This is a genomic window from Priestia sp. LL-8 (assembly GCF_036227845.1).
Taxonomy (GTDB): domain Bacteria; phylum Bacillota; class Bacilli; order Bacillales; family Bacillaceae_H; genus Priestia; species Priestia zanthoxyli.
In genome coordinates this window covers 4,464,722-4,491,714 of the sequence record NZ_JAZAQH010000001.1, presented here as the reverse complement: position 1 = coordinate 4,491,714, position 26,993 = coordinate 4,464,722, and the positions used below count along the sequence as shown (strand labels likewise).

The 26,993-nt window shown below is 39.3% G+C and carries 23 protein-coding genes, 1 tRNA gene and 1 other annotated feature; of the genes, 23 read left to right on the top strand and 1 reads right to left on the bottom strand.

What is annotated here, in order from left to right; all coding sequences use genetic code 11:
- The first annotated feature begins 4 nt into the window (after nt 1-4).
- The 19 genes from racE (at nt 5) to yihA (ending at nt 22,161) form a co-directional block, all read left to right on the top strand.
- Nucleotides 5-799: a glutamate racemase gene (gene racE / locus U9R83_RS23475; RefSeq protein WP_042991862.1), complete on the top strand. Its 795-nt coding sequence runs from the start codon at nt 5-7 to the stop codon at nt 797-799.
- A 113-nt stretch (nt 800-912) separates the two neighbouring features.
- Nucleotides 913-1,998 (top strand): GerMN domain-containing protein, encoded by a 1,086-nt coding sequence (locus tag U9R83_RS23470; RefSeq protein WP_014458093.1) that lies wholly within the window; start codon nt 913-915, stop codon nt 1,996-1,998.
- A gap of 134 nt (nt 1,999-2,132) precedes the next feature.
- Nucleotides 2,133-2,879 (top strand): ribonuclease PH, encoded by a 747-nt coding sequence (gene rph / locus U9R83_RS23465; protein ID WP_328575436.1) that lies wholly within the window; start codon nt 2,133-2,135, stop codon nt 2,877-2,879.
- Nucleotides 2,880-2,888: 9 nt separating this feature from the next.
- Entirely contained in the window at nt 2,889-3,482 is a 594-nt protein-coding gene (locus tag U9R83_RS23460; protein WP_014458095.1) for an XTP/dITP diphosphatase, read from the top strand.
- Nucleotides 3,483-3,497: 15 nt separating this feature from the next.
- Nucleotides 3,498-4,010 (top strand): metallophosphoesterase, encoded by a 513-nt coding sequence (locus U9R83_RS23455; protein ID WP_014458096.1) that lies wholly within the window; start codon nt 3,498-3,500, stop codon nt 4,008-4,010.
- A gap of 125 nt (nt 4,011-4,135) precedes the next feature.
- Nucleotides 4,136-4,209 (top strand) — tRNA-Arg (locus tag U9R83_RS23450).
- A 323-nt stretch (nt 4,210-4,532) separates the two neighbouring features.
- Nucleotides 4,533-4,786 (top strand) — a binding site (T-box leader).
- Nucleotides 4,787-4,854: 68 nt separating this feature from the next.
- Nucleotides 4,855-6,582, top strand: coding sequence for an acetolactate synthase large subunit (gene ilvB / locus U9R83_RS23445; RefSeq protein ID WP_153254654.1), 1,728 nt, complete (start codon nt 4,855-4,857; stop codon nt 6,580-6,582).
- Nucleotides 6,579-7,091, top strand: coding sequence for an acetolactate synthase small subunit (gene ilvN, locus U9R83_RS23440; RefSeq protein ID WP_013059375.1), 513 nt, complete (start codon nt 6,579-6,581; stop codon nt 7,089-7,091). Before ilvB ends, ilvN begins: the two co-directional genes overlap by 4 nt.
- Nucleotides 7,092-7,155: 64 nt before the next feature.
- Nucleotides 7,156-8,181 (top strand): ketol-acid reductoisomerase, encoded by a 1,026-nt coding sequence (gene ilvC / locus U9R83_RS23435; RefSeq protein WP_013085141.1) that lies wholly within the window; start codon nt 7,156-7,158, stop codon nt 8,179-8,181.
- Nucleotides 8,168-9,703: a 2-isopropylmalate synthase gene (locus U9R83_RS23430; RefSeq protein WP_014458098.1), complete on the top strand. Its 1,536-nt coding sequence runs from the start codon at nt 8,168-8,170 to the stop codon at nt 9,701-9,703. Before ilvC ends, U9R83_RS23430 begins: the two co-directional genes overlap by 14 nt.
- Nucleotides 9,704-9,722: 19 nt before the next feature.
- On the top strand, nt 9,723-10,832 hold the full coding sequence (gene leuB / locus U9R83_RS23425) for a 3-isopropylmalate dehydrogenase (RefSeq protein ID WP_014458099.1): 1,110 nt from the start codon (nt 9,723-9,725) through the stop codon (nt 10,830-10,832).
- Nucleotides 10,833-10,890: 58 nt separating this feature from the next.
- Nucleotides 10,891-12,306, top strand: a complete 1,416-nt coding sequence (gene leuC, locus U9R83_RS23420; protein WP_014458100.1) for a 3-isopropylmalate dehydratase large subunit — start codon at nt 10,891-10,893, stop codon at nt 12,304-12,306.
- A 14-nt stretch (nt 12,307-12,320) separates the two neighbouring features.
- Nucleotides 12,321-12,911 (top strand): 3-isopropylmalate dehydratase small subunit, encoded by a 591-nt coding sequence (gene leuD / locus U9R83_RS23415; protein ID WP_014458101.1) that lies wholly within the window; start codon nt 12,321-12,323, stop codon nt 12,909-12,911.
- A 101-nt stretch (nt 12,912-13,012) separates the two neighbouring features.
- Nucleotides 13,013-14,014, top strand: a complete 1,002-nt coding sequence (locus U9R83_RS23410; protein WP_014458102.1) for a tetratricopeptide repeat protein — start codon at nt 13,013-13,015, stop codon at nt 14,012-14,014.
- 221 nt (nt 14,015-14,235) lie between these two features.
- Nucleotides 14,236-15,522 carry a trigger factor gene (gene tig / locus U9R83_RS23405; RefSeq protein WP_016765666.1) on the top strand — a complete coding sequence of 429 codons (1,287 nt, stop codon included), beginning with the start codon at nt 14,236-14,238 and terminating at the stop codon, nt 15,520-15,522.
- A 384-nt stretch (nt 15,523-15,906) separates the two neighbouring features.
- A complete protein-coding gene (gene clpX, locus U9R83_RS23400) occupies nt 15,907-17,172 on the top strand; it encodes an ATP-dependent protease ATP-binding subunit ClpX (RefSeq protein ID WP_013059367.1) in 1,266 nt (421 codons plus the stop codon).
- A 152-nt stretch (nt 17,173-17,324) separates the two neighbouring features.
- The gene (gene lonB / locus U9R83_RS23395; RefSeq protein ID WP_014458104.1) at nt 17,325-18,992 is read left to right on the top strand and encodes an ATP-dependent protease LonB; all 1,668 of its coding nucleotides are present in this window, start codon (nt 17,325-17,327) and stop codon (nt 18,990-18,992) included.
- A 260-nt stretch (nt 18,993-19,252) separates the two neighbouring features.
- Complete coding sequence (lon, locus tag U9R83_RS23390) at nt 19,253-21,577, top strand: endopeptidase La (protein ID WP_014458105.1); 2,325 nt, start codon at nt 19,253-19,255, stop codon at nt 21,575-21,577.
- Nucleotides 21,574-22,161 (top strand): ribosome biogenesis GTP-binding protein YihA/YsxC, encoded by a 588-nt coding sequence (yihA, locus tag U9R83_RS23385; RefSeq protein ID WP_013059364.1) that lies wholly within the window; start codon nt 21,574-21,576, stop codon nt 22,159-22,161. Before lon ends, yihA begins: the two co-directional genes overlap by 4 nt.
- 92 nt (nt 22,162-22,253) lie before the next feature.
- On the opposite strand, the gene U9R83_RS23380 is transcribed toward yihA, so the two are convergent.
- The gene (locus U9R83_RS23380) at nt 22,254-22,739 is read right to left on the bottom strand and encodes a LiaF transmembrane domain-containing protein (RefSeq protein ID WP_328575435.1); all 486 of its coding nucleotides are present in this window, start codon (nt 22,737-22,739) and stop codon (nt 22,254-22,256) included.
- 329 nt (nt 22,740-23,068) lie between these two features.
- Between U9R83_RS23380 and hemA the strand changes: the two genes are divergently transcribed.
- From hemA to U9R83_RS23360, 4 genes are read left to right on the top strand one after another with little or no spacing between them, the layout of a single operon-like run.
- Nucleotides 23,069-24,409: a glutamyl-tRNA reductase gene (gene hemA, locus U9R83_RS23375; RefSeq protein ID WP_014458106.1), complete on the top strand. Its 1,341-nt coding sequence runs from the start codon at nt 23,069-23,071 to the stop codon at nt 24,407-24,409.
- 14 nt (nt 24,410-24,423) lie between these two features.
- The gene (locus tag U9R83_RS23370) at nt 24,424-25,257 is read left to right on the top strand and encodes a cytochrome C assembly family protein (protein ID WP_013059361.1); all 834 of its coding nucleotides are present in this window, start codon (nt 24,424-24,426) and stop codon (nt 25,255-25,257) included.
- A 13-nt stretch (nt 25,258-25,270) separates the two neighbouring features.
- On the top strand, nt 25,271-26,203 hold the full coding sequence (gene hemC, locus U9R83_RS23365; protein ID WP_116742498.1) for a hydroxymethylbilane synthase: 933 nt from the start codon (nt 25,271-25,273) through the stop codon (nt 26,201-26,203).
- Nucleotides 26,203-26,976 (top strand): uroporphyrinogen-III synthase, encoded by a 774-nt coding sequence (locus U9R83_RS23360; protein ID WP_115654963.1) that lies wholly within the window; start codon nt 26,203-26,205, stop codon nt 26,974-26,976. Before hemC ends, U9R83_RS23360 begins: the two co-directional genes overlap by 1 nt.
- The last annotated feature ends 17 nt before the right edge of the window (nt 26,977-26,993 follow it).

The following is a 26,993-nucleotide window of genomic DNA, read 5'->3' as shown; positions in this document are numbered from 1 at the left end:
TGTTTTGAGTAGACCAATTGGTGTTATAGATTCAGGGGTGGGCGGATTAACGGTAGCAAAGGAAATTATGAGACAGCTTCCGAAAGAACAAATTATGTATATTGGAGATACAGCCCGCTGCCCATACGGTCCTCGTCCTAGTGAAGAAGTACGAGCTTTCACATGGGAGATGACTAATTATTTAATAGCTAAAGATATTAAAATGCTTGTTATTGCGTGCAATACGGCTACAGCAGTTGTACTGGATGAAATTCAAGAACAGCTCAACATTCCGGTTATAGGCGTCATTGAACCAGGATCACGCGCTGCGCTTAAAGTCACTAAAAATCATAAAATAGGCGTAATCGGCACAAACGGAACCGTGAAAAGTCAAGCCTATACACATGCACTCCGCGCTCTTCATACGAGAGTGGAAGTGGAAAATTTAGCATGCCCTTTGTTTGTACCTCTTGTAGAGAGCGGTAATTATGAAGGACCGGAAGCGCAGCGAATTGTAAAAGAAACATTAAAACCTTTTTATCATACAGATATGGATACCCTTATTTTAGGGTGTACGCATTATCCGTTATTAAAGCCAGTTATTCAAGAAGCAATTGGGCCTCGAGTTCAGCTAATCAGTTCTGGTGAAGAAACGGCAATAGAGGTAAGTGCCATTCTTTCTTATAGCAATTTACTAGCTCCTAGAAACATGGAACCCGAACACTACTTCTATACAACAGGATCAACAGAACTGTTTCAATCCATTGCATCTAAATGGTTTGAGCACCCTGTATATAATGTTGAACATATCAAGCTTTAAAAACCGAGCATATCACGCTCGGTTTTTTTGTAGTCAAAAACTTTTTTGAGCTGGTCTAAAATGCAAATAAGCTCGTATACATAGTAGTACAAACAGTCTGAGGAGGGAAAGGAATGTCCAAAAAGACCAAATTTGTTCTCATATCCGCCGTGGTGACCACATCTGTGTTGTTATCCGGCTGTGGACTTTTCGGAGGGGATAACGCAGCAAAGGAAATTGATCCGCCAAAGGATGTCACCTATGTGAAAGACGAAAAATCATTAGCGACTGAAGCGAAAGTAACGGAAGCTAATAAAAAACAAAGTAAAGCGGCAGAAACATCTGCTCCTACAAAAAGAGAACTCTACTTAATTGATAAAAACGGGTACGTTGTTCCCCAGACGCTTGAAATTCCTAAATCAAAAGGTGTCGCTAAACAGTCTCTTGAATATTTAGTAGAGGGTGGACCAGTCACAAACTTATTGCCAAATAATTTCCGAGCGGTTCTTCCTGCTGATACAAGAGTTTTAGGGACAAAGCTGGAAAGTGACGGCACGATGGTAGCAGATTTTTCACCTGAATTTGCTGAGTATAAAAAAGAAGATGAACTCCGTATCCTGCAGGCCGTCACTTGGACGCTGACGCAGTTTGAAGGCGTAAATAAAGTTAAAATTCGCATTAACGGCTATGATAAAGATGAGATGCCTGTAAATCATACGCCAATCAGTAAAGGGTTAAGCAGAGCAGACGGCATTAACTTTGATAATACTGGAGTAGTTGACGTAACTCAAACGAAGCCAGTTACAATTTACTACTTAGCTCAAGAGGGCAAACAAACTTACTATGTTCCTGTCACAAAACGAATTGCTTCTGATGACAAAGATATGTACACTGCAATTGTGAACGAACTTGTAGAAGGACCTGCGCCTGCATCAGGTTTAGTGACAGATTTTAATCCTGATGCAAAGCTCGTAGCAGCTCCAAAGTATGCGGATGGTGAGTTAACGCTGAACTTTAATAAAAACATCTTTGGGAATTTAAAAGGAACGGAAATTTCTCAGCATGTTCTCGACTCCTTGGTGTTATCGCTGACGGAACAAAAAGCCGTAGACAGCGTTGCCATTAAGGTGAATGGCAAAAAAACGCTAAAAGATGAAAAAGGGAAAAAATTAACGGAACCAGTTTCAAGACCTAAAAATGTGAACACAGGTAGTTTTTAAAAACGAATTTTTGTTATACTAGTAAAGGACTAAGTAGAAAGAGGTCTGCTGAAATAGCGACCTCTTTCCGCTGTTTTATAGTTAAAATGGAAGAGACTATTACATATAAATGAATTAATAGGAGGACATGCTTAATGCGTTTGAACGGTAGGGAATTTAATGAATTGAGACCTGTATCTCTTCATACTTCATACTTAAAGCATCCAGAAGGATCTGTATTAATCTCAGTGGGAGACACAAAGGTTATTTGTACAGCAAGCATAGACGACAGAGTGCCTCCTTTTATGCGTGGACAAGGAAAAGGATGGATTACAGCTGAATATTCTATGCTGCCTCGAGCTACGGCACAAAGAAATATACGTGAATCATCAAAAGGTAAAGTCACAGGACGAACAATGGAAATTCAGCGTCTAATCGGACGAGCTCTTCGTTCTGTAGTCGATCTGGAAAAGGTCGGAGAAAAGACAATTTGGATTGATTGTGATGTTATTCAAGCAGATGGCGGAACAAGAACAGCATCGATTACAGGTGCTTTTGTGGCTATGGTTTTAGCATTTGGAAAGCTGGTTGAAGAGAATAAGCTAACAGAAATTCCTATTCGTGATTACTTAGCTGCGACTTCAGTAGGTATCCATGGTGAAAATTCAATTTTAGATTTAAATTATGAAGAAGATTCGACAGCGGAAGTTGACATGAATATTGTGATGACAGGAAGCGGACAGTTTGTAGAATTACAGGGAACGGGAGAGGAATCGACGTTTTCGAGAGAACAGTTAAACCATCTTCTAGATTTAGGGGAACAGGGTGTTTATCAATTGATTGAACAGCAAAAGGAAGTTCTTGATCACCTGGCTGCTTACATTCCGGTTAAAGAAAGGTAAGGGATTAACGTGCGTGAAATCATTATTGCAACTAAAAATGCAGGCAAAGTAAAAGATTTTGAAACACTTTTCTCACCAAAGGGATTTAAAGTAAAATCGCTTCTTGATTTTCCTGAGATTGAAGACGTGGAAGAAACGGGCGTTACATTTGCAGAGAACGCCACGCTAAAGGCCGAGACCATTTCATCAGCATTAAATAAGCCGGTTATTGCCGATGATTCTGGGCTTGCTATTGATGCCTTAAACGGGGAGCCGGGCGTTTATTCCGCGCGTTATGCTGGTGAAAATAAAGATGATAATGCTAATATAGAGAAGGTACTTCAAAAATTAAATGACGTGCCGTTTGAGAAGCGCACGGCACGCTTTCATTGTGCCCTTGCTATTGCAGTGCCCGGAAAGAGAACAGAGATTGTAGAGGGCACGTGTGAAGGGCGCATCTTGGAAGAAAAAAGAGGCGAAAACGGCTTTGGGTACGATCCTATTTTCTTTGTAGAAAAATGGAACTGCTCCATGGCAGAATTGACCAAAGAGCAAAAAAATCAGATTAGTCACCGAGCAAATGCGTTACAAAAACTAGCACCGCTAATTGATGCGCAATTTTAGAAGGAGTGATGACGTGTGAAACTATTAATTGTAAGCGATAGCCACGGGTTACAAGAAGAACTGCTCACTATCAGAGAGAGACATGCTGATGTAGATAAGATGATCCATTGTGGGGATTCTGAGTTGCCGCAAGACAGCAAAGAAATGTCTGCGTTTTTAGGCGTTCGAGGAAATTGTGACTACGATGCATCTTACGTTAATGATCGAGTAGAGTCGCTTGGAGAAGCTACGTGTCTGGTTACACACGGTCACTTATATAATGTTAAAATGTCTATGATGAATCTGCATTACAAAGCGAGAGAAGTCGGGGCAAACGTTGTTTGTTTTGGGCATTCTCACATAGCGGGAGCTGAGCTCATGGACGGAGTTTTATTTATCAATCCAGGAAGTATGTTACTTCCTCGTATGAGAAAAGAACGTACGTATGCTATACTAGTAGTGGATGGTACAGAAGCTACCGTGCAGTTTTACGATATAAGCGGTAAACATATTCCTAGCATGCAGTTAACCTGTACACTTTCAGCATAATATAGCCAAATATAGGGAGAAGAGAAGGTTTTTTACCTCTCTTCTCATAAAATTTCAAAAAAACGTTGACTTTTAAATTATATTTGAATATAATAAGTATTGTCTTTGATACACTTTAACATTATGTCCCAGTAGCTCAGCAGGATAGAGCAACGGCCTTCTAAGCCGTCGGTCGGGAGTTCGAATCTCTCCTGGGACGTCCAAAAAAACCGGTTTTTACTTTTAAGTAAAAACCGGTTTTTTTATTTATCTTAAAAGTGAATGTTTGTTCATTCAGTGTGTACAAATGAACGTTTCAGAAAAACTTTTTGAACTGCTATAAACCCTTATTACATCAATAATGAAAACGCATTCAAATATTCTGTTTAGTCTAAATTGTCTAAAAAAATCTCGAAAAGTGGTTGACTATGCATAGAAATGGGCGTAAGATAGTCCTCAAATATAAGTTTTCTAAAAATTTTAATTAATTGTAATTAATTTAAAATATGATGTGTAAAGCATTGTTCAAAAAGCATATAGCGTTTTAAAACGTTGAAGAGGATAAGTAGTTTTGATGTTTAGGTATCAACAGAGAGTCGGGTTGCTGGAAGCCGACGTTACCAACTCAAAATGAACTCACCTCAGAGTGTCACCCTGAAATTCAGTAAGGGCGACCGAGTGTACTTCCAAAGCACTCGTTATCAAAAAGAATGTACATTATACATTCATAAGGTAATCATTACGATTACAAACGAGGGTGGTACCGCGTAAAGTACAAAAGACTTTTCGCCCCTTGACCTATATCATTTGATAGGGTCTATTTAGGGGTGAGAAGTCTTTTTTCTTTTATCTAGAAAACGAAAGGATGAGAAAAGTGGGAGCCAATATGCAAACGAAAGAACCTGTAAGCACTGGGGCACAAATGAATGGAGCTGACATGTTGATTGAATCTCTAAGAAGAGAAAATGTTGACGTCATCTTCGGTTACCCAGGGGGAGCCGTTTTACCGATTTACGATAAGCTATACGGTTCAGGAATGTTTCACGTACTTGCTCGTCACGAACAAGGTGGAATTCACGCAGCAGAAGGGTACGCAAGAATTTCAGGCAAACCCGGTGTAGTTATCGCAACAAGTGGTCCTGGTGCAACAAATATCGTAACAGGTTTGGCAGATGCGATGATTGACTCACTTCCTTTAGTTGTTTTTACTGGTCAAGTAGCTTCAAGTGTAATTGGTTCTGACGCGTTCCAAGAAGCAGATGTATTAGGGATCACAATGCCAATTACAAAACATAGCTATCAAGTACGCAATATCAGCGATATGCCGAGAATCATCAAAGAGGCATTCCATATTGCGACAACAGGAAGACCTGGTCCAGTCTTAATCGACATTCCAAAAGATATGGCACAGGGTGATGGAACATTTAATTACGAAGGAGAAATTGATTTACCTGGCTATCAGCCAACTTATTTTCCAAATCAGCTGCAGGTAAAAAAATTAACAGACGCAGTAGCAGCTGCAAAACAACCTGTTATTCTAGCAGGTGCGGGAGTGTTATTGAGTAAAGGTTCAGAAGAATTAAAAAATTATGCTGAACGTCAAAATATTCCGGTTATTAATACGCTTTTAGGGTTGGGCTGTTTTCCTGCAGATCATCCGCTTCATTTAGGAATGGCTGGCATGCACGGAACCTACACAGCAAACATGGCAATTTATGAGAGTGATCTTCTCATTAGTATCGGTGCACGCTTTGATGACCGAGTAACAGGTAACTTGAAGCATTTTGCACCAAATGCAAAAATTGCTCACATTGACATCGACCCAGCGGAAATTGGAAAGAATGTTCCAACCAAGATTCCAATTGTTGGAGATGCAAAAGAAGTATTGAAGCAATTGCTTCTGCAAGAAGGAGAAGTTGGAGATTATACGAAATGGCATGAGAAATTAGCGGCGTGGAAGCAAGAATATCCATTATGGTATCAGAACTCAGGGGACGTGTTAAAACCACAAAAAGTAGTTGAGTTGCTTCACAAGTATACAAATGGAGATGCCGTTGTTACAACGGACGTTGGGCAACATCAAATGTGGGTAGCTCAATACTACACATTTAACAATCCAGATCGATGGGTAACTTCAGGTGGTCTCGGCACTATGGGCTTTGGATTACCTTCTGCAATCGGCGCTCAGCTGGCAAACAAAGATAAAACAGTTGTAGCAGTCGTTGGTGACGGTGGATTTCAAATGACGCTTCAAGAATTAGGAGTTATTAGAGAATTAAATTTACCTGTAAAAGTGGTTGTGCTTAACAATCAGTCGCTTGGTATGGTTCGTCAGTGGCAGGAAATCTTCTATGAAGAACGCTACTCACACTCTTTAATTCCGAATCAGCCTAATTTAATGAAGCTTGCAGAAGCTTATGATATCAAAGGTTTACAAGCTTCTACTGAAGAAGAAGCGCACGCGGCTTTAAAAGAAGCAATGGAAACAGATGGACCTGTTTTACTAAACTTCTTTGTCGCACCTAAAGAAAACGTATATCCAATGGTTGCACCTGGAAAAGGATTACATGAAATGGTAGGGGTGAAACCATGAAGCGAATTATTACAGCAACTGTATTAAACCGTGCGGGCGTATTAAATCGCGTGACGGGGTTATTTACAAAAAGAAATTTCAATATTGAGAGTATTTCGGTAGGTCACACTGAATCTGAAGATGTATCACGAATGACGTTTGTTGTGAACGTAGAGCATGATAACGCTGCTGAACAAGTGATTAAGCAGTTAAATAAGCAGATTGACGTGTTGAAGGTTCAAGATATTACAGATCAAGCGGTGGTATCAAGAGAGCTTGCTTTAATGAAAGTAGCCTCTACGCCAGCGAGCCGTAACGAACTTTATGCAGTAATTGAACCTTTCCGTGCAACCATCATTGATGTAAGCCGCGACAGCTTAATTATTCAAGTAACAGGTGAATCCAGCAAGATTGAAGCGATGATTGATCTACTTCAGCCTTATGGATTAAAAGAAGTAACGCGCACGGGAACAGTAGCTGTTCCGCGCGGTACGCAAAAAGCAGCAGCCAAACTTTCATCAATCATTTAATTCTAGCTAGTTACTAACCAAGTAAACTATATAAAACTATATAAACTAAGAGGAGAGATTTATTATGACAAAGGTATATTATAACGGAGATGCAAAGGATCAATTATTACAAGGTAAAACAGTAGCAATCGTAGGTTATGGTTCACAAGGTCACGCTCATGCACAAAACTTACGCGACAGCGGAGTAAACGTGGTAGTAGGATTACGTAAAGGTAAATCATGGGATCAAGCAGAGCAAGACGGTTTCACTGTATTATCTGTAAAAGATGCAGTTCAACAAGCGGAAGTAGTAATGGTATTACTTCCAGATGAGTATCAGCCAAAAGTTTATAACGAAGAAATTCTTCCAGGACTAAAACCAGGAAAATCTTTAGTATTTGCTCACGGTTTCAACATTCATTTTAACCAAATCGTAGCACCTGAATTCGTTGACGTATTCTTAGTAGCTCCAAAAGGCCCTGGTCACCTTGTAAGAAGAACGTATGAAGAAGGAGCTGGCGTACCGGCGTTGTTCGCAGTATTCCAAGATGTAACTGGCGAAGCAAAAGACGTAGCGTTAGCTTATGCTAAAGCAATCGGTTCAGCTCGTGCGGGTGTGTTAGAAACAACATTTAAAGAAGAAACAGAAACAGATCTTTTCGGTGAGCAAGCAGTACTTTGCGGTGGTTTAACTTCATTAGTTAAAGCTGGTTTTGAAACGCTTGTAGAAGCTGGCTACCAACCGGAAGTTGCATATTTTGAGTGTTTACACGAATTAAAATTAATTGTTGACCTTATGTATGAAGGCGGAATGGAAGGCATGCGTTATTCAATCTCTGATACAGCTCAATGGGGTGACTTCGTTTCAGGACCACGCGTTGTAGATGAGCGTTCAAAAGAACAAATGAAAAAAGTTCTTGAAGATATCCAAACAGGTAAATTTGCAAAAGGCTGGATCCTAGAAAACCAAGCAAATCGTCCGGAATTTACAGCTATCAATAACCGTGAAAACGAACATTTAATTGAAAAAGTTGGCGCTCAATTACGTGAAATGATGCCATTTGTTAAAAAACAAAAGAAAGAAGCGGTGATCGCTAGTGCAAAAAATTAAACTATTTGACACGACGCTACGCGATGGTGAACAGTCACCTGGAGTCAATTTGAACCTACAAGAAAAGCTTGAAATTGCTAAGCAGTTAGAGCGATTAGGTATCGACATCATTGAAGCTGGATTTCCCGCTTCTTCAAAAGGTGATTTTCAATCCGTAAAAGAAATTGCGTCTATTGTCAAAAATTCTTCTGTAACAGGCCTTGCAAGGTCTGTTACAAAAGATATTGACATTGCATGGGAAGCGTTAAAAGAAAGTGCAGAACCAAGACTGCATGTCTTTATCGCTACTTCCGAAATTCATATGCAGCATAAATTGAAAAAAACACCTGATGAAGTACTTGAAACAGCAGTGGAAATGGTGAAGTACGCAAGTAAAAAATTCCCGGTTGTTCAATGGTCTGCTGAAGATGCATGTCGAACAGATTTACCGTTTTTAGCTAGAATTGTAGAAGCAGTTATTGATGCTGGTGCAAAAGTCGTTAATATTCCAGATACAGTAGGATTTATCACTCCTGGTGACTATCAATCAGTATTTCATTACTTAAAAGAACATGTGTCAAATATTCATAAAGTTGATTTGTCAGCTCACTGTCACGATGACTTAGGGCTAGCTGTGGCCAATTCAATGGCTGCTATTGAAGCAGGAGCTACTCAAATTGAAGGAACGATTAACGGAATCGGAGAACGTGCGGGTAACGCAGCTCTTGAAGAAGTAGCACTTGCGCTTCATGTCCGTCAAGATTTCTATCAAGCGAGCACAGGTCTTATCTTGCCTGAAATCAAGCGTACGAGTGACATTATCAGTAAGCTTACCGGAATGAATATTGCACCAAATAAAGCAATTGTCGGAAAAAATGCTTTTGCTCATGAATCAGGTATTCACCAAGATGGCGTCTTAAAAAATCCGTTAACATATGAGATTATTTCCCCAGAACTTGTGGGTGTTAAACAAAATCCAATTGTGCTTGGTAAACACTCAGGCCGTCATGCGTTCCGTACACGCTTAGTAGAGCTTGGATTCACATTGGAAGATACAGAAGCAAACGTGCTTTTTGAGAAGTTTAAAGACTTAGCAGATAAGAAAAAAGACATTACCGATGATGATTTATTAGCATTAGTCATTCAAAAGCAAGTTAGCAAAGACAGTGAATATAAGCTTGAAAGTCTGCAAGTTCAGTATGGTACGAACAATATTCCTACGGCTACGATTACGCTTCGCAAAGAAAACGGCGAAGAGATTCAAGAAGCAGCTACGGGATCTGGAAGCGTGGAAGCTATCTATAATACGCTGCAGCGCTGTGTTGAACAAGATGTAAAACTATTAGACTATCGTATTCAGTCTATTAACGGTGGGCCGGATGCACTAGCTGAAGTATTTGTGAAGGTTGAAAGCGAAGGAACTGAAGCAAGCGGACGCGGAGTAGCATTTGACGTATTAGAATCGTCAGCGAAAGCATATCTGAACGCTATTAATCGTTTAATCGCTATTCAGCAGCATCGTACAAAGCAAGAAGTAATGTGAACTGAAGGGAGAGACCACCATGACAAAAAAAGTCGCTGTATTACCGGGTGACGGCGTAGGAACAGAAGTAACGAAAGGCGCTGTTGCCGTTTTAAAAGCAATTGGAGAGCGCTTTGATCATCAATTTGAGTTTGCGTATGGACTAATTGGCGGAGCTGCAATTGATGAGGCGGGCACACCTCTTCCAGAAAGTACAATTGAGACTTGTAAGCAGGCGGATGCTGTATTACTTGGATCGGTTGGAGGCCCAAAATGGGATCGTAACCCTTCGCATTTGCGACCGGAAAAAGGTTTGCTAGCTATCCGAAAAGAACTGGATTTATATGCTAATCTTCGTCCGGTGACGTTTTATGATAGCTTAGCGGATGCCTCTCCTCTGAAAAAAGAATACATTGAAGGTGTTGACTTCATTATCGTCCGCGAGCTAACAGGAGGCTTATATTTTGGTAAGCCTAGCGAGCGCCGAACAGAAGGAAATGAAGAAACAGTTGTTGACACATTATTTTATAAGCGTACAGAAATTGAAAGAATTATTCGCCAAGCATTTGACACGGCTGTAAATCGACGTAAAAAAGTAACGTCTGTTGATAAAGCGAATGTACTTGAGTCTAGTAGAGTGTGGCGTGAAGTAGCTGAAGAAGTAGCAAAAGACTACCCGGATGTAGAGCTTGAGCACATGCTTGTAGATTCAGCCGCTATGCAGTTAATTCGTAATCCGAAATATTTTGATGTAGTGGTAACTGAAAATATGTTTGGTGATATTTTGAGTGATGAGGCTTCTATGCTGACAGGATCGTTAGGAATGTTGCCATCTGCGAGCTTAACGGCTGATGGTCCATCTTTATATGAACCGGTTCACGGTTCTGCACCAGATATTGCTGGTCAAAACAAAGCTAATCCGATTGCTGCTATTTTATCTGCAGCAATGTTGCTTAGACATTCATTTGGGTTAGAAAAAGAAGCAGCAGTGATTGAACAAGCGGTTGAAAGTGTATTACATGCAGGTCATCGAACAGCTGACTTAGCAGACGGTAATCATTATTTAGGTACCGATAAAATGGTGGAGGCGATAACTGCGGTAATTGCCAATGATTCTGCCATTTCAAGCATTATGACAGCTTACAGTTAATCATGCGTTTCTCACGTTTTGTGAGAAACGTTTTTCATAATCAGAAAGGAGGAGCAGTATGAAACCAAAAACAATTATTGATAAGCTTTGGGAACAACATGTTGTACGTCGAGAAGAGGGGAAGCCGGACTTATTATATATCGATCTTCATCTTATTCATGAAGTAACGTCCCCTCAAGCATTTGAAGGTCTTCGCGTGGCAAATCGCCAAGTGAAGCGTCCAGACTTAACGTTTGCTACAATGGATCACAATATTCCAACGGTTGACCGTTTTAATATTAAAGATCCGATTGCAAAGAAACAAGTAGACAAACTATCCGAAAACTGTCATGAGTTTGGTGTGAAGCTTTTAGATTTAACAAGTGAAGAGCAAGGAATTGTGCATATCATTGGACCGGAATTAGGATTAACTCAGCCTGGAAAAACCATTGTGTGCGGAGATAGCCATACATCTACTCACGGTGCGTTTGGAGCGCTTGCTTTTGGGATAGGAACTAGTGAGGTAGAGCATGTTTTGGCAACACAAACGCTATGGCAAGCAAAACCAAAAACGCTTCAAGTAAAAGTGAATGGCAAAAAGCAGCCTGGTGTTTATGCTAAGGACATCGTGTTAGCGATTATTCAAAAGTTCGGCGTGAATTTTGGAACGGGTTCAATCGTGGAATTTACGGGCGAATGTATTCGCGATCTTTCAATGGAAGAGCGCATGACCATTTGTAATATGTCTATTGAAGCCGGTGCAAAAGCTGGTTTAATCAGTCCAGACGATGTCACTTTCTCTTATATTAAAGGACGTCAGTATGCTCCTAAAGGAGAACAGTTTGAAAAAGCAGTAGAAGCTTGGGCAGCTTTAGCAACAGATGAAGGTGCAACGTACGATGAAACGCTGGAAATTGATGCAGATACAATTGAACCTGTTGTAACGTGGGGAACAAACCCGGCGATGAGTTCTTATGTTAGCAAGCAGGTTCCTACATTAGAAGAGTGTAAAACAGAAGCTGAGAAAAAGTCTTTGTCACGAGCACTTGAGTACATGGGCTTACAGCCTGGCATGGCAATAGAAGAGATTCCAGTTCAGCATGTATTTATCGGTTCATGTACAAATGCTCGTTTGTCTGATCTTCGTGACGTGGCAGCCTTTATTAAAGGAAAGAAAGTGTCACCAGATGTGCGAGCAATCATTGTACCAGGTTCTCAAAAAGTAAAGCGAGTGGCTGAAGAAGAAGGGTTATCTGCTATTTTTATTGAAGCAGGTTTTGATTGGAGAGACTCAGGCTGCAGCATGTGTCTAGGCATGAACTCTGACTTAGTTCCACAAGGCGAACACTGTGCGTCCACTTCTAACCGGAATTTTGAAGGACGTCAAGGAAAAGGCGCCAGAACGCATTTAGTAAGCCCGGTAATGGCAGCAGCGGCAGCGGTATATGGACATTTTGTTGATGTACGCAAACTACAAGAACAAGCGGTGCGATAAGGAGGAGAACACAGATGAATGCTTTTACAATCCATACAGGGAAAGTAGCAGGTCTCGACCGAGCAAACGTAGATACTGATCAAATTATCCCAAAGCAATTTTTGAAAAGAATTGAGCGTACTGGCTTTGGACAATTTCTATTTTTTGATTGGCGATATAACGAAGATGAAACGTTAAATGAAACGTTTGAACTAAATCAGCCTCAAAATCAAGGAGCAACAATTCTTGTAGCTGACGAGAACTTCGGGTGTGGTTCGTCACGTGAACACGCTCCATGGGCGCTTTTAGACTACGGGTTCCGTGCTATTATCGCACCGTCATTTGCGGATATTTTTAAACAAAACTGTCTGAAAAATGGTATTTTACCTATTGTTTTACCAAAAGAAGATGTTTCCTATTTAATGAAAGAGTCTCAAAGTGCTTCTTACGCCTGTACAATCGATCTTCATCAGCAAAAAATTACCGATGAAACAGGTTTTGAACGTACGTTTGATATCAATGGCCATTGGAAATATATGCTTGTTAATGGATATGATGAAATTGGCTATACGCTTTCTTTTGAAGACGACATTTCTGCTTATGAAGCAAAAACGGTAAGATATTAACCAAAAATCGAGCAAAATTATGATTTTGCTCGATTTTTTTGCGTTCCGTTAATTCAATTGCTAAACTGTAAAGCAAATGGACCGCGAAGTGGGGAGAAAACATGTCGAATGAACAACAAAACAAAATTGTAGCTTTTCCTCTATTAAAAGAACGGTTGGTTGAAAAAGCTACAGAACATATGCAGCACAAGCAATTTCAAGAAGCACTTCCTTTATTTGAGCAGGCCTACGAACTTGATAATAAGCATCATGAAATTTTGCTTGGCCTTGTTATTTGTCACGTCGAGCTCGGTGATGCAGGCATAGCTAAGGAATTATGTGAGCAAATGCTGAAAGAAGATATTGGCGATTATTATCATAATTTGCAAATGTACCTCATGGTGTTAATTCAGCTTGGTCATTATCATGAAGGATATGTCACTCTACAAGCAGTTATTCAAGAACACAAACTCCCTTCTGAACATGCTGAACAGCTTTATCAGCTATTGGAGTTCTGTAAAAATAGAATGAATCAAGAACAAGTCATAGAAGAACAAACAGAAGAAGAACAGCTAGAGCAGTTTAAATCATTCACAGCTCTAGACAATATTCAGGATCAGCTTGAATGGGTTCATTCATTAAAAACAAAGAGAATTGAAAAGCAGCGCTTCTTTCTGGAACAGCTATTTTCATCTGAAGCTGTTCACCCTATCGTAAAAACAGTCGCTTTAAAAACAGTCATGGAAGAAGAAGTAGACATTGATTTTATGATTAGTAAGTTTGGAGAGACGAAAAAAGTAAATGCGCTTCAGCTTCAACGAACAACACCGTATTTGTTTGCCGAGCAAGTAGAAGCGCAGCTGACGGAAAAGCTGGAGCATGAAAATCCTACATTGCTGCAGGTTGCCGTTGAAATATGGCAGCGTCATTTATTTATTACATTTCCGTTTTTACCGGGTGATAATGTAAAACTTTGGACAGAAGCGGTGTATGCTGTTAGTCTGATGATGCAAGGAGAAGAGTCAGATGCAGCTGTAGCAGAGGAAGACGGAAGTTTCTCCGCAGCTGAATTAAGAAAGGCAATTAAAGTGCTAAAAGAAATTGAAGAAATTTCTTTTATATAAAATGTGGTGTTTAGTTGAAACGTCATTGTTGTATGTTATAATATAATGGTTGTAAAATGCACTTAAATACGTATAGTAGAATTTCATCTTTACATTACATTCCTACTTACTTTAAAGTAATAGGGAGTTAAATAGATAATGATTGAGGGTTGAACTGATAGGCTATCTGCATTATCTAATTTAGAAATCACTACTTAAAATGATTTTGGAGGGAAACATTCATGTCTGCAAAATGGGAAAAACAAGAAGGAAATCAAGGCGTTTTAACAGTAGAAGTTGAAGCTGCTGAGTTTGATAAAGCCTTAGATAAAGCATTCACAAAAGTTGTAAAGCAAGTAAACGTACCAGGGTTCCGTAAAGGTAAAATGCCTCGTCCACTTTTCGAAAAACGTTTTGGCGTAGAGTCTTTATACCAAGATGCACTAGACATCTTATTACCTGAAGCTTACAGCAATGCAATTGTTGAAGCTGGTATCGAGCCGGTTGATCGTCCAGAAATCGATGTTGAAACAATCGAAAAAGGACAACCTTTAGTTTTCACTGCTAAAGTAACTGTTAAGCCTGAAGTTAAATTAGGCGAATACAAAAACTTAGAAGTAGAAAAAGTAGATACAACTGTAACAGATGAAGACGTTGAAGCTGAATTAAAAACACTTCAAGAGCGTCACGCTGAACTAGTTGTTAAAGAAGAAGGAACTGTAGCTGAAGGTGATACAGCTGTAATCGACTTTGAAGGTTTTGTTGATGGCGAAGCATTCGAAGGCGGAAAAGGCGAAAACTATTCTTTAGAAATCGGTTCTAACACATTCATCCCTGGCTTTGAAGAGCAACTAGTTGGTCTTGAAGTAGGCGCTGAAAAAGAAGTGGAAGTAACATTCCCTGAAGAGTATCACGCTGAAGAGCTAGCTGGTAAAGCTGCTAAATTCAAAGTGAAATTACACGAAATCAAATCTAAAGAGCTTCCAGCTTTAGACGATGAGTTTGCAAAAGACGTAGATGAAGAAGTAGAAACTTTAGAAGCGTTAAAAGCAAAAACAAAAGAAAAATTACAAAGCGATAAAGAGAATCAAGCGGAATCAGCTCTTCGCGACACTTTAGTAGAAAAAGCTGCTGAAAATGCTGAAGTAGAAATTCCAGAAGCAATGTTCAACACTGAAATGGATCGTATGATGCAAGAGTTTGAACAACGTTTACAAATGCAAGGTCTTAACCTTGAACTTTATTTCCAATTCTCAGGTCAAGATGAAAAAGCTCTTCGCGACCAAATGCGTCCGGATGCTGAAAAGCGTGTGAAAATCAACTTAACGCTAGAAGCTATTTCAAAAGCTGAAAATCTTGAAGTAAGCGAAGAAGAAGTAGAAAAAGAATTAGAAAACATGGCAGGAATGTACAACATGCCTGTCGAAGAAATTAAGAAAGTGCTTGGCAGTCTTGATAGCATTAAAGAAGACATGAAAGTACGTAAAGCAGTTGAATTTCTTGTAGAAAACAGCAAAGCTGTTGCATAATAGTAAGTAAGAAACAAGGCGCGACTTGATCGTGCCTTGTTTTATAAACTTCAATAGTTTTTTTATATCATAACCAACACCGTAGAAGCAGCTTTAACCCATTGTTTGAAATCCGTGGTTATGAAATAGGCCCAATAAGAGGACACTATATAATAGCAGATCTCCATTCTGTTATGCTCATCAACAACATATACATAAAACGTTTTAGTATCTATTCAAGAAAATGTATGGTAAAATGCAATACAAATCTTTTCATAGCGCTTTTACTATGTGATAAAGAGGGGCATTTACCTACAAATAGATGAGTTGTTCATGTTGTTGGGCTATAGCGCGGATAGAAATCAGCTTCGAGCACTTTAGTAAATACTACAAGGGGTGAAAATTATGTTTAAATTTAACGATGAAAAAGGGCAGTTAAAATGCTCATTTTGTGGTAAAACACAAGAACAAGTACGCAAGTTAGTTGCGGGTCCAGGTGTTTACATATGCGATGAATGTATTGAACTTTGCACGGAAATCGTAGAAGAAGAGTTAGGTACAGAAGAAGAAGTAGAATTTAAAGATGTACCAAAACCAAAAGAAATTCGTGACATTTTAGATGAGTATGTAATTGGCCAAGAGGATGCGAAAAAATCGTTATCCGTTGCGGTATACAACCATTACAAACGAATCAATTCAAACAGTAAAATTGATGACGTTGAGTTATCAAAAAGTAATATTGCATTAATTGGACCTACAGGAAGCGGTAAAACTTTACTAGCTCAAACATTGGCTCGTATTTTAAACGTACCGTTTGCGATTGCAGATGCAACATCTCTAACAGAAGCGGGTTATGTAGGAGAAGATGTTGAAAACATCTTATTAAAATTAATTCAATCAGCTGATTACGATGTGGAGAAAGCTGAAAAAGGTATCATCTACATCGATGAAATTGATAAAGTAGCGCGTAAGTCTGAAAACCCATCTATTACACGTGATGTATCAGGTGAAGGTGTGCAGCAGGCTCTTCTTAAAATCTTAGAAGGTACTGTAGCAAGTGTTCCTCCTCAAGGTGGACGCAAACACCCTCATCAAGAATTTATTCAAATTGATACAACAAATATCTTATTTATTTGCGGTGGTGCATTTGACGGAATCGAACCTATTATTAAGCGCCGTCTAGGTAAAAAAGTAATTGGTTTCGGTTCAGAAACAAAACAACAAGACTTTACAGAAAAAGAGTTACTAGCAAAAGTATTACCGGAAGATTTATTAAAATTTGGTTTGATTCCAGAGTTTATTGGTCGTTTACCGGTTACTGCTAGCTTAGTACCTCTTGATGAAGAAGCGCTAGTTGAGATTTTAACAAAACCTAAAAATGCACTAGTGAAACAATATCAGAAAATGCTTGAACTTGATGACGTTGAACTTGAGTTCGAAGACGAGGCTTTAGTAGAAATTTCTAAAAAAGCAATCGAGCGTAAAACAGGTGCTCGTGGTCTACGTTCAATCATTGAAGGTATTATGTTAGATGTAATGTTTGATCTTCCTTCACGTGATGATATTACAAAATGTATTATCACAGGTGAAACTGTTCGTGATCAAGCGGCTCCTAAGTTCGTATTAGAAGACGGATCTACTATTCAAGAAGGCAGCAAAACATCAGCATAAAAAAAGCCAGGTACTCAAATTGAGTACCTGGCTTTTTTCTGTTGATAAAGGACAACTAAATTTTACTTTTTACTAGAATCTTGTTTATTCCTACTGCTGCAAGGAGATAATAACTGATAATTATCTTACTAAACTGCGCAGGAGGTTTATCTATGAACTGGACGAATATTGCCTTAATGGTCCAACTTTTTTTTGGTATCATCATTGGCTTATATTTTTGGAATTTATTACGCAATCAGCGTACGCAAAAAGTCTCAATTGACCGGGATTCAAAGAAAGAAATGGAGCAATTGCAGAAAATGAGAGCCATCTCTTTAACTGAGCCGCTTGCCGAACGTGTGAGGCCGTCTAGCTTCTCCGATATTGTCGGCCAAGAAGATGGAATTCGGTCACTAAAGGCTGCCCTTTGCGGCCCTAATCCACAGCACGTGATTGTATACGGGCCGCCTGGAGTAGGAAAAACAGCAGCAGCACGTTTAGTGTTAGAAGAAGCAAAAAAAAATAAAAAATCACCTTTTAAACAAGCAGCAGTATTTGTAGAGTTAGATGCAACTACGGCGCGTTTTGATGAGCGAGGCATTGCTGATCCTTTAATTGGGTCTGTTCATGATCCCATTTACCAAGGAGCGGGTGCCATGGGCCAAGCTGGAATTCCGCAGCCAAAACAAGGAGCGGTTACAGATGCACACGGGGGAATTTTATTTATTGATGAAATTGGAGAACTCCATCCTATTCAGATGAATAAGCTGTTAAAGGTTCTAGAAGATCGAAAAGTGTTTATGGAAAGCGCTTATTACAGTGAAGAAAACACACAAATCCCGACACACATTCACGATATTTTTCAAAATGGTTTGCCAGCAGACTTTCGTTTGATTGGTGCGACGACTAGAACGCCTAATGAAATTCCACCTGCCATTCGTTCCAGATGCGTAGAGGTATTTTTCCGTGAGCTTGATCGCGACGAAATTATTACAGTTGCAAAAAAAGCAGCAAATAAAGTAAGAATGGATATATCAGAAGAAGGTTTATCTCTGTTTTCTACATATGCACGCAATGGACGTGAAACGGTTAATATGATGCAAATTGCGGCTGGATTAGCGATATCAGAGGAACGAACGGACATTAAAAATGAAGATATTGAATGGATCGTTCATTCTAGTCAACTATCTCCAAGACACGATCCGAAAATTGCAGATGAGGAAAAAGTTGGACTTATTAATGGGTTAGCGGTGTACGGGCCCAACTCTGGAGCACTTTTAGAGATTGAAGTCAAAGCGATTCCTGCAAAAGAGAAAGGGAACATTATTATTACGGGTATCGTTGAAGAGGAAAGTATAGGGACTCAAGGGAAGTCTATTCGCCGTAAAAGTATGGCTAAAAGCTCAATTGAAAATGTCATAACTGTTCTTCGCTCGATGGATGTTCCAGCCGATGAGTATGATATTCATGTGAACTTTCCGGGGGGAGTGCCAATTGATGGGCCTTCTGCTGGTATTGCTATGGCAACAGGGATCTACTCAGCGATTTATGAAGTGCCAATTAAACATACGGTAGCAATGACAGGAGAAATTGGTCTGCACGGCAACGTAAAGCCAATTGGCGGTGTAATTCCAAAAATCAAGGCAGCAAAACAAGCAGGCGTTCAGACGGTGATTGTGCCAAAAGAAAATATGAATGCAATGGTAGAAAAGGTAAAAGGTATCGATATTATTCCTGTCCATCATTTAACAGAAGTGTTTGAACAAGCACTATTGTCTGTACATGAGCATGTTGCACATTTGTCGGTAGATCCAGCTATTTCAAATAGAGAATCTAGCTAATTCTATCATGATAATTAAAAATTAATGGTCAGATGAATATTCATCGCCTTTTTCGCGTATAAAACCTTTATACACAGCCAACGAAAAAGGCGTTTTTTTATGAAAAGAGCTTAAAAAGATATATTTTGCCTTTTAATTCTTTCTCATGATACAATTAGTAATTACTATTGTTAGACAATGTGTATACAAATGAGATAAAATTGTTAAAAGAATTCACACTTTACATACTTTAATTGACGAGCATTGGAGGTGTTCATTGCATGGCAGAAAAAGAAAAATTGACAATGCCGCTATTGCCTTTACGAGGTTTGATCGTCTATCCGACAATGGTGCTTCATTTAGATGTTGGGCGAGATAAATCTGTGCAAGCATTAGAAAAAGCAATGATGGATGATCACTTAGTTTGTTTAGTATCACAAAAAGATATGGGTATCGATGAACCAACAAAAGAGGATTTATATAGAACCGGTACGTTAGCAAAAATTAAACAAATGCTAAAGCTGCCGAATGGAACGATGCGCGTCTTAGTAGAAGGACTAAATCGCGTAACCGTTACAGAATTTGAAGACAGCGAAGAATATTTTGTTGTACACGTGGAAAAACAAAACGAAGAACATCAGGTTGATGTAGAAGATAAAGCGCTGATGCGCACGCTTTTAGACTATTTCGAACAATACATAAAACTTTCCAAAAAGGTGTCCGTTGAAACTCTTTCAACCGTAAGTGACATTGAAGAACCAGGAAGATTAGCAGATATTGTAGCCTCTCATTTACCAATAAAAATTCAGCTTAAACAAGAAATTTTAGAAACAACTGATGTGAAAGAAAGATTAAATACGATCATTTCTCATATTCAAGACGAGCAAGAAGTTTTGCAGCTGGAGAAAAAAATTGGACAGCGTGTAAAGAAATCAATGGAACGCACTCAGAAAGAGTATTATCTTCGTGAGCAAATGAAGGCGATTCAAAAAGAGCTTGGAGACAAAGAAGGAAAGACAGGAGAAGTAGCAACACTTCGCGAAAAAATTGAAGCAAGTGGGATGACGGACCATGTCAAACAAGTGGCGTTTAAAGAATTGGATCGCTATGAAAAAATTCCTGCTACCTCCGCTGAAAGCTCAGTCATTCGAAATTATATCGAGTGGTTGATTGCGCTACCTTGGACAAATGAAACGGAAGATACGCTCAATATTCATAATGCTGAACAAGTGCTGAACGATGAGCACTATGGCCTTGAAAAAGTGAAGGAACGCGTATTAGAATATCTAGCTGTGCAGCAGTTGACAAAATCTCTTAAAGGTCCTATTTTATGTTTAGCAGGACCTCCTGGCGTAGGGAAAACATCCCTAGCCCGTTCAATTGCTACGTCTCTAGATCGTCATTTTGTACGAGTATCTCTAGGCGGCGTGAGAGATGAGTCGGAAATCCGCGGTCATCGTCGCACGTACGTGGGAGCTATGCCTGGACGCATTATTCAAGGAATGAAAAAAGCAGGAACGATTAATCCGGTATTTCTGCTTGATGAAATCGATAAAATGTCAAATGATTTCCGAGGAGACCCGTCTTCTGCTTTGTTAGAAGTATTGGATCCTGAACAAAATCATAATTTCAGCGATCACTATATAGAAGAAACGTATGATTTATCAAAAGTGATGTTCGTGGCTACAGCTAATAACTTAGCTACGATTCCAGGGCCGCTGCGCGATCGAATGGAAATTATTCAAATTGCTGGTTACACGGAGCTGGAAAAGCTTGAAATCGCGAAGCGTCACCTATTGCTGCGCCAGCTAGAAAATCACGGATTGCAAAAGGGCAATTTACAGATTCGTGATGACGCGTTAACAGCAATCATCCGTTTATATACGAGAGAAGCTGGTGTTCGTAACCTTGAACGCGAAATTGCTTCAATTTGCCGAAAAGCAGCTCGTATCGTAGTCTCTGGCGAGAAAAAGCGCGTGGTGGTGACGGCCAAAACGCTTGAAGAATTCCTTGGTAAGCCTAGGTTCCGTTACGGACAGGCTGAGACGGAAGATCAAGTCGGCGTTGCTACAGGTCTTGCTTACACAACTGTAGGAGGAGACACGCTAGCCATTGAAGTAAGCTTGTCCCCTGGTAAAGGAAGACTAGTGCTAACTGGAAAGCTTGGAGACGTGATGAAAGAATCAGCTCAGGCAGCATTTAGCTACGTGCGTTCAAATGCAGAGAAACTAGGAATTGATGAAAAGTTTTATGAAAAACATGATATTCATATCCATGTTCCAGAAGGAGCTGTACCAAAGGATGGACCTTCTGCAGGAATTACCATTGCCACTGCTCTAGTATCAGCACTAACGGGTAAACCAGTGCGTAGAGAAGTAGGAATGACAGGAGAAATTACACTAAGAGGTCGCGTATTACCAATCGGTGGATTAAAAGAAAAGTCACTTAGTGCACATCGTGCCGGATTAACTAAAATATTAATCCCTCATGATAATGAACGTGATATTGAAGATATCCCTGACAGTGTACAAGAGGAATTAGACATCGTTCTTGTGTCACATGTGGACCAAGTATTGGAACATGCGCTAGTAGGAGAGGTAAAATGAAAGTAACTCAAGCCGATATTGTCATCAGTGCCGTACGCCCTGAACAATATCCTAAAGAAAACCTGCCAGAATTTGCGTTAGCAGGCCGTTCAAATGTAGGAAAATCATCTTTTATTAATAAGATGCTCAATCGCAAAAGCTTAGCGCGTACGTCGTCTAAGCCTGGAAAAACTCAAACACTTAACTTCTTTTTAATTAATGAAATCCTTCACTTTGTAGACGTACCTGGCTACGGATTTGCAAAAGTGTCTAAAAAAGAGCGTGAAGCATGGGGGAAAATGATTGAAACGTATTTAACAAATCGCGAGCAGCTTAAAGCTGTGTTAATGATTGTTGATCTACGCCATGCCCCTTCAAAGGATGACGTTATGATGTATGAGTTTTTGAAGCACCATGACCTTCCCGTTATGGTTATCGCGACGAAAGCTGATAAAATTCCTAAAGGAAAATGGCAAAAGCACTTAAAAGTAGTGAGAGAAACGCTGGATTTAGATCCAAATGATGAATTAATTCATTTCTCATCTGAAACAGGTGAAGGAAAAGATAAGGCGTGGAAATCTTTGCAGTATCGCATGACTCACTAAACAAAGGAATAGAAGTTAAAAAATGGAACGTTTATCATCACTCTAACAGGAAGTGAGTCAAACGTTCCATTTTTTTAACTTGTTTACATAGATTACTTTCGTTTGAAAAATAATAAATATATCCCAACTAGTAACAATAAAATAGGCCAGAAGGTAGTTAAATAATTTACGCCGTCTTCAACTTTTGGCAAAAATAGTTTAAGACGGTCTGAAAACATCATTAAAATGGCAATAATTAAAAGGGTGCCGCCTTGGAAAAAGCCTGATTTGGCTTTTCTAGCACTGAGTAAAAAGCTAATGGCCACCATAAAAACGACCATGCTAATATTCGTAGGCCAAAAGGGAATTTGTTCACTTACATAGAAATGAATACCTAAAGTGATTAATATGTAGCTTGCAAGCAAGTTTGAATGATCTTGAGATAAAGCAGACTCAGTTAACAGGGCTGCTCCTATTAAAATTAACAGTACAGGCCACGTGTATACCTTTGCTGCAATGCTCATATGTAGTTCATTCAGTAAGAAAAAGATTCCAAATCCAACTAGTAAGACACCAAAAAACATTGATTGCTTTTTCATAGTAACCTCCAGGTGTTTCAAAACAGAAAACGTGATAAAACGCTGCTTTTTTGATACAATTTATTACGGAATAACAGTTAATATCTTAACACATGTTTTCAAAGACTGTTCACATTTTTTTTTCGAATGACTTATAGAACATGTTATAATAGTTAGAGATAAGGCGAAGCTTACATCTGTGTAATGCCCGCCGTTTTTTACGAATAGTAGAATGAAGAACGCCGGATTTTACGGGCAGTTATCTCACTGTAGCTCTTTGGAAATTTAGGGGTTACTGCCCGTCAAATTCGGATAAATAAGCACATTTCAATTATAGGGGGTATGTACAAATGCATATTATAGCAGTCGGCTTAAACTTTCGAACAGCCCCTGTTGAAATAAGAGAAAAGCTTAGTTTTAATGAGCAAGAACTAGCATCTGCCATGAAAACGTTAAGCGGCCAAAAAAGTATTTTGGAAAACATCATTGTTTCAACATGCAATCGTACGGAAATTTATGCTGTTGTTGATCAATTACACACGGGCCGTTATTATGTAAAAGCATTTTTAGCTGAATGGTTCGGAATAGATAAAGAAGAGTTTTCGCCTTATTTAACCATCTATGAAAATGATGGAGCCATCGAACATTTATACCGAGTAGCATGTGGATTAGATTCAATGGTGATTGGTGAAACACAAATTCTTGGACAAGTGCGTTCAAGCTTTTTGCTTGCTCAAGAAGAAGAAACAATTGGAACGGTTTTTAATCAGCTGTTTAAACAAGCGGTGACATTAGCCAAAAAAGCACATCATGAAACAGAAATTGGTGCGAATGCAGTTTCTGTCAGCTATGCAGCCGTAGAGCTTGCTAAAAAGATTTTTGGAGACTTATCATCCAAACATGTGTTGATTCTTGGTGCAGGGAAAATGGGTCAGCTTGCCGTACAGAATTTATATGGCAGCGGAGCTAAAAAAGTAACGGTAGTGAATCGAACATTTGAAAAGGCACAAGAGCTAGCAAATCGTTTTTCTGGAGAAGCCAAACCATTTGCTGATCTTCAACAGGCTTTAAGCGAAGCAGATATCTTAATTAGTTCAACAGGAGCTAATGACTATGTAGTAACGAAACAAATGATGAGTGAAGCCGAGCGTACGCGTAAAGGTCGCCCATTGTTTATGGTAGACATCGCCGTTCCGCGTGACTTAGATCCAGCACTAGATGAGCTAGAAACGGTCTTTTTATACGATATCGACGATTTGAACGGGATTGTAGAATCCAACTTGCAAGAGCGTCAAAAAGCTGCGGATGAAATTGAAATTATGCTTGAAGCTGAAATTGTTGCTTTCAAGTCATGGCTTGGTACGTTAGGCGTTGTGCCTGTTATTTCTGCACTTCGTCAAAAAGCACTTACGATTCAAGCTGAAACGATGAAAAGCATTGATCGTAAGCTCCCAGATTTATCTGATCGTGAGCGCAAAGTTTTAAATAAACATACAAAGAGTATAATTAATCAACTTCTTCGCGATCCAATTTTACACGCGAAAGAATTGGCTGGAGAGAAACATGCTGAAGAGTCTTTAGAGCTGTTCATGAAGATTTTTAATATTGAACAGGAAGTTGCTTTACAAAAAGAAAAAGAAGAGCAGCTTCATCCATCGATTACGTCTCATTCAGTAGCTTATCAGTCTTAAGTGAGGATTGAATAATGGTTGATATGGAATTAACCAGAATCTATGAATTGATTGTGATTTTATACGCGGTGAGCGTTTTATTATATTTTATTGATTTTGTACAAAATAACCGGAAGGCAAACTCGATAGCCTTCTGGTTACTTTCTATTGTGTGGGTTTTGCAAACAGCCTTTTTAATTTTAAGAATGTTTGAGACGGGAAGGTTTCCTATTCTTACCGTTTCTGAAGGGCTGTATTTTTACGCGTGGGTGTTAATTACTCTTTCACTTGTGATTAATCGCCTGTTCCGCGTTGATTTTATGGTGTTTTTTACAAATGTGATTGGTTTCTTAATTATGGCTATTCATACGTTTGCTCCACTTGAAACATACACTGCTGTCCAGTCGGAGCGCCTTGTGTCAGAATTATTAATCATCCATATTACCATGGCTATTTTATCTTACGGCGCTTTTTCAGTCTCTTTTGTTTTTTCCGCTCTGTATCTTGTTCAGTATAATTTATTGAAAAAGAAGAAATGGGGCAAGCGCTTGCTAAGAATTGAAGATTTAACAAAGCTAGATTACATGTCCTATGTATTGATTTTAATTGGTGTACCGCTTTTATTGCTTTCGTTAATCTTAGGAATCATATGGGCTTATATTAAATACGTAGATTTTCATTGGTACGATACAAAAGTGTTAGGTTCATTTTTAATGTTTGTTGCATACAGCGCTTACTTGTATGCTAGACTGCGTAGAGGTATTCAAGGAAAGGCAATCGCGATGTGGAATATTGGATTGTTCTTAGTCTTACTTATTAATTTCTTTTTATTTGGCAGTTTATCGAATTTTCACTTTTGGGGTTCGTAATTAGGAGGACAACATGCGAAAAATTATTGTCGGCTCTCGTCGAAGCAAACTTGCGTTAACACAGACCAAGTGGGTCATTGAACAGTTAAAAAAACAAGGTCTTCCTTTTGAATTTGAAATTAAAGAAATGGTGACAAAAGGGGATCAAATTTTAAATGTAACGCTGTCCAAAGTAGGCGGTAAAGGTCTTTTTGTAAAAGAAATTGAACAAGCCATGTTAGATAAAGAAATTGATATGGCCGTTCATAGTATGAAAGATATGCCGGCTGTTTTGCCAGAAGGATTAACGATTGGATGTATTCCTTTACGAGAAGATCATCGTGATGCGCTTATCTCAAAAAATGGTGAGCGATTTGAGGAGCTACCAAGCGGTGCTGTGATTGGGACAAGCAGCTTGCGTCGAGGGGCACAGCTTCTATCTATGCGTTCAGATATTGAAATTAAATGGATTCGAGGAAATATCGACACACGCCTAGAGAAATTAAAAAATGAGGATTACGATGCGATTATCTTGGCTGCTGCAGGGTTATCTCGTATGGGCTGGTCGAAAGATACGGTCACTCAGTACCTAGAGCCGGAAATAAGCGTTCCCGCCGTAGGACAAGGAGCTTTAGCTATCGAATGCCGAGAAAATGACCATGAATTATTATCGCTTCTTCAAACTCTAAATCATGATGAAACGGCTCGTGCTGTTAGAGCTGAACGCGTATTTTTAAAAGAGATGGAAGGCGGATGCCAAGTGCCGATTGCGGGTTATGGTCGTATATTGGACGGCGGAAACATTGAGCTAACGTCGCTAGTCGCGTCTCCTGATGGCAAAACGATTTACAAAGAGCACATTACGGGAAAAGACCCCGTTGCTATCGGTTCAGAAGCTGCTGAGCGCTTAACATCTCAAGGAGCTAAGCTTTTAATTGATCGTGTAAAAGAGGAGCTGGACAAATAATGAGTCATGAGGCTCCTCTTTTTTTGAAAAAAGTTTTGATTACAAGAGAAGCGAAGCAGGCTCATTCATTTGCAGCACAGATTAAAAAGCTTGGAGGCATACCTTTAAGCTTACCAGTCCTCACGTTCGCACGTTCTAACAATGAAAAAGAAGTGGAAAATGTCCTGCTGTCGATTGACGGTTTTGATTGGATTGTTTTTACAAGTCAAAACGGCATTTCTTTTTTCTTTGAATGGCTAAAAGAGTTAAATATCAGCTGGAGTGCTTTAAAAAGATTAAAAGTGGCTGCGGTTGGAGAAAAAACCGCAAAATTGCTAGAAAAACACGATGTTAACGTACAGCTTGTTCCAAAAGAATACGTTGCGGAATCACTTCTTGAGTCGTTAAAAGCAAATGTGTCACATCACGAGCGAGTTCTCCTTGTACGAGGACAATTAGCCCGCTCTGTTTTAAAAGATGGGTTAAAAGAGTGTGAGGTAACGGATTTAATTGTATATCAGACCATTCGAAATCAAGACTCTGAAGGCTTGGTTAAGCAACATTTAGAAACAGGAATTGATGCCATTACTTTTACAAGTTCTTCTACAGTGAGATTTTTTGTCGAGTCAGTTAAAGATATTCCGAATTGGCTTGAGCTGATAAATAGAACCAAAGTTGTTTGCATCGGTCCTATTACGAGTCAGACAGCGAGCGAATATGGAATTAAGCATCTTGTTCCTAACACATACACAATAAATGGTATGATAGATATGTTGGTTAGTTGTTTTGAATAATAAAGGAGGATTTTAAC

Bases quoted from the DNA above. Each gene is read 5' to 3' on its own strand.
- ilvC (WP_013085141.1), top strand. From the start codon at position 7,156: ATGACAAAGGTATATTATAACGGAGATGCAAAGGATCAATTATTACAA.
- hemA (WP_014458106.1), top strand. From the start codon at position 23,069: ATGCATATTATAGCAGTCGGCTTAAACTTTCGAACAGCCCCTGTTGAA.
- ilvN (WP_013059375.1), top strand. From the start codon at position 6,579: ATGAAGCGAATTATTACAGCAACTGTATTAAACCGTGCGGGCGTATTA.
- lon (WP_014458105.1), top strand. From the start codon at position 19,253: ATGGCAGAAAAAGAAAAATTGACAATGCCGCTATTGCCTTTACGAGGT.
- U9R83_RS23370 (WP_013059361.1), top strand. From the start codon at position 24,424: ATGGTTGATATGGAATTAACCAGAATCTATGAATTGATTGTGATTTTA.
- leuD (WP_014458101.1), top strand. From the start codon at position 12,321: ATGAATGCTTTTACAATCCATACAGGGAAAGTAGCAGGTCTCGACCGA.
- hemC (WP_116742498.1), top strand. From the start codon at position 25,271: ATGCGAAAAATTATTGTCGGCTCTCGTCGAAGCAAACTTGCGTTAACA.
- U9R83_RS23360 (WP_115654963.1), top strand. From the start codon at position 26,203: ATGAGTCATGAGGCTCCTCTTTTTTTGAAAAAAGTTTTGATTACAAGA.
- U9R83_RS23410 (WP_014458102.1), top strand. From the start codon at position 13,013: ATGTCGAATGAACAACAAAACAAAATTGTAGCTTTTCCTCTATTAAAA.
- leuB (WP_014458099.1), top strand. From the start codon at position 9,723: ATGACAAAAAAAGTCGCTGTATTACCGGGTGACGGCGTAGGAACAGAA.
- tig (WP_016765666.1), top strand. From the start codon at position 14,236: ATGTCTGCAAAATGGGAAAAACAAGAAGGAAATCAAGGCGTTTTAACA.
- leuC (WP_014458100.1), top strand. From the start codon at position 10,891: ATGAAACCAAAAACAATTATTGATAAGCTTTGGGAACAACATGTTGTA.
- U9R83_RS23380 (WP_328575435.1), bottom strand. From the start codon at position 22,739: ATGAAAAAGCAATCAATGTTTTTTGGTGTCTTACTAGTTGGATTTGGA.
- clpX (WP_013059367.1), top strand. From the start codon at position 15,907: ATGTTTAAATTTAACGATGAAAAAGGGCAGTTAAAATGCTCATTTTGT.
- ilvB (WP_153254654.1), top strand. From the start codon at position 4,855: ATGAGAAAAGTGGGAGCCAATATGCAAACGAAAGAACCTGTAAGCACT.
- rph (WP_328575436.1), top strand. From the start codon at position 2,133: ATGCGTTTGAACGGTAGGGAATTTAATGAATTGAGACCTGTATCTCTT.
- lonB (WP_014458104.1), top strand. From the start codon at position 17,325: ATGAACTGGACGAATATTGCCTTAATGGTCCAACTTTTTTTTGGTATC.
- U9R83_RS23470 (WP_014458093.1), top strand. From the start codon at position 913: ATGTCCAAAAAGACCAAATTTGTTCTCATATCCGCCGTGGTGACCACA.
- yihA (WP_013059364.1), top strand. From the start codon at position 21,574: ATGAAAGTAACTCAAGCCGATATTGTCATCAGTGCCGTACGCCCTGAA.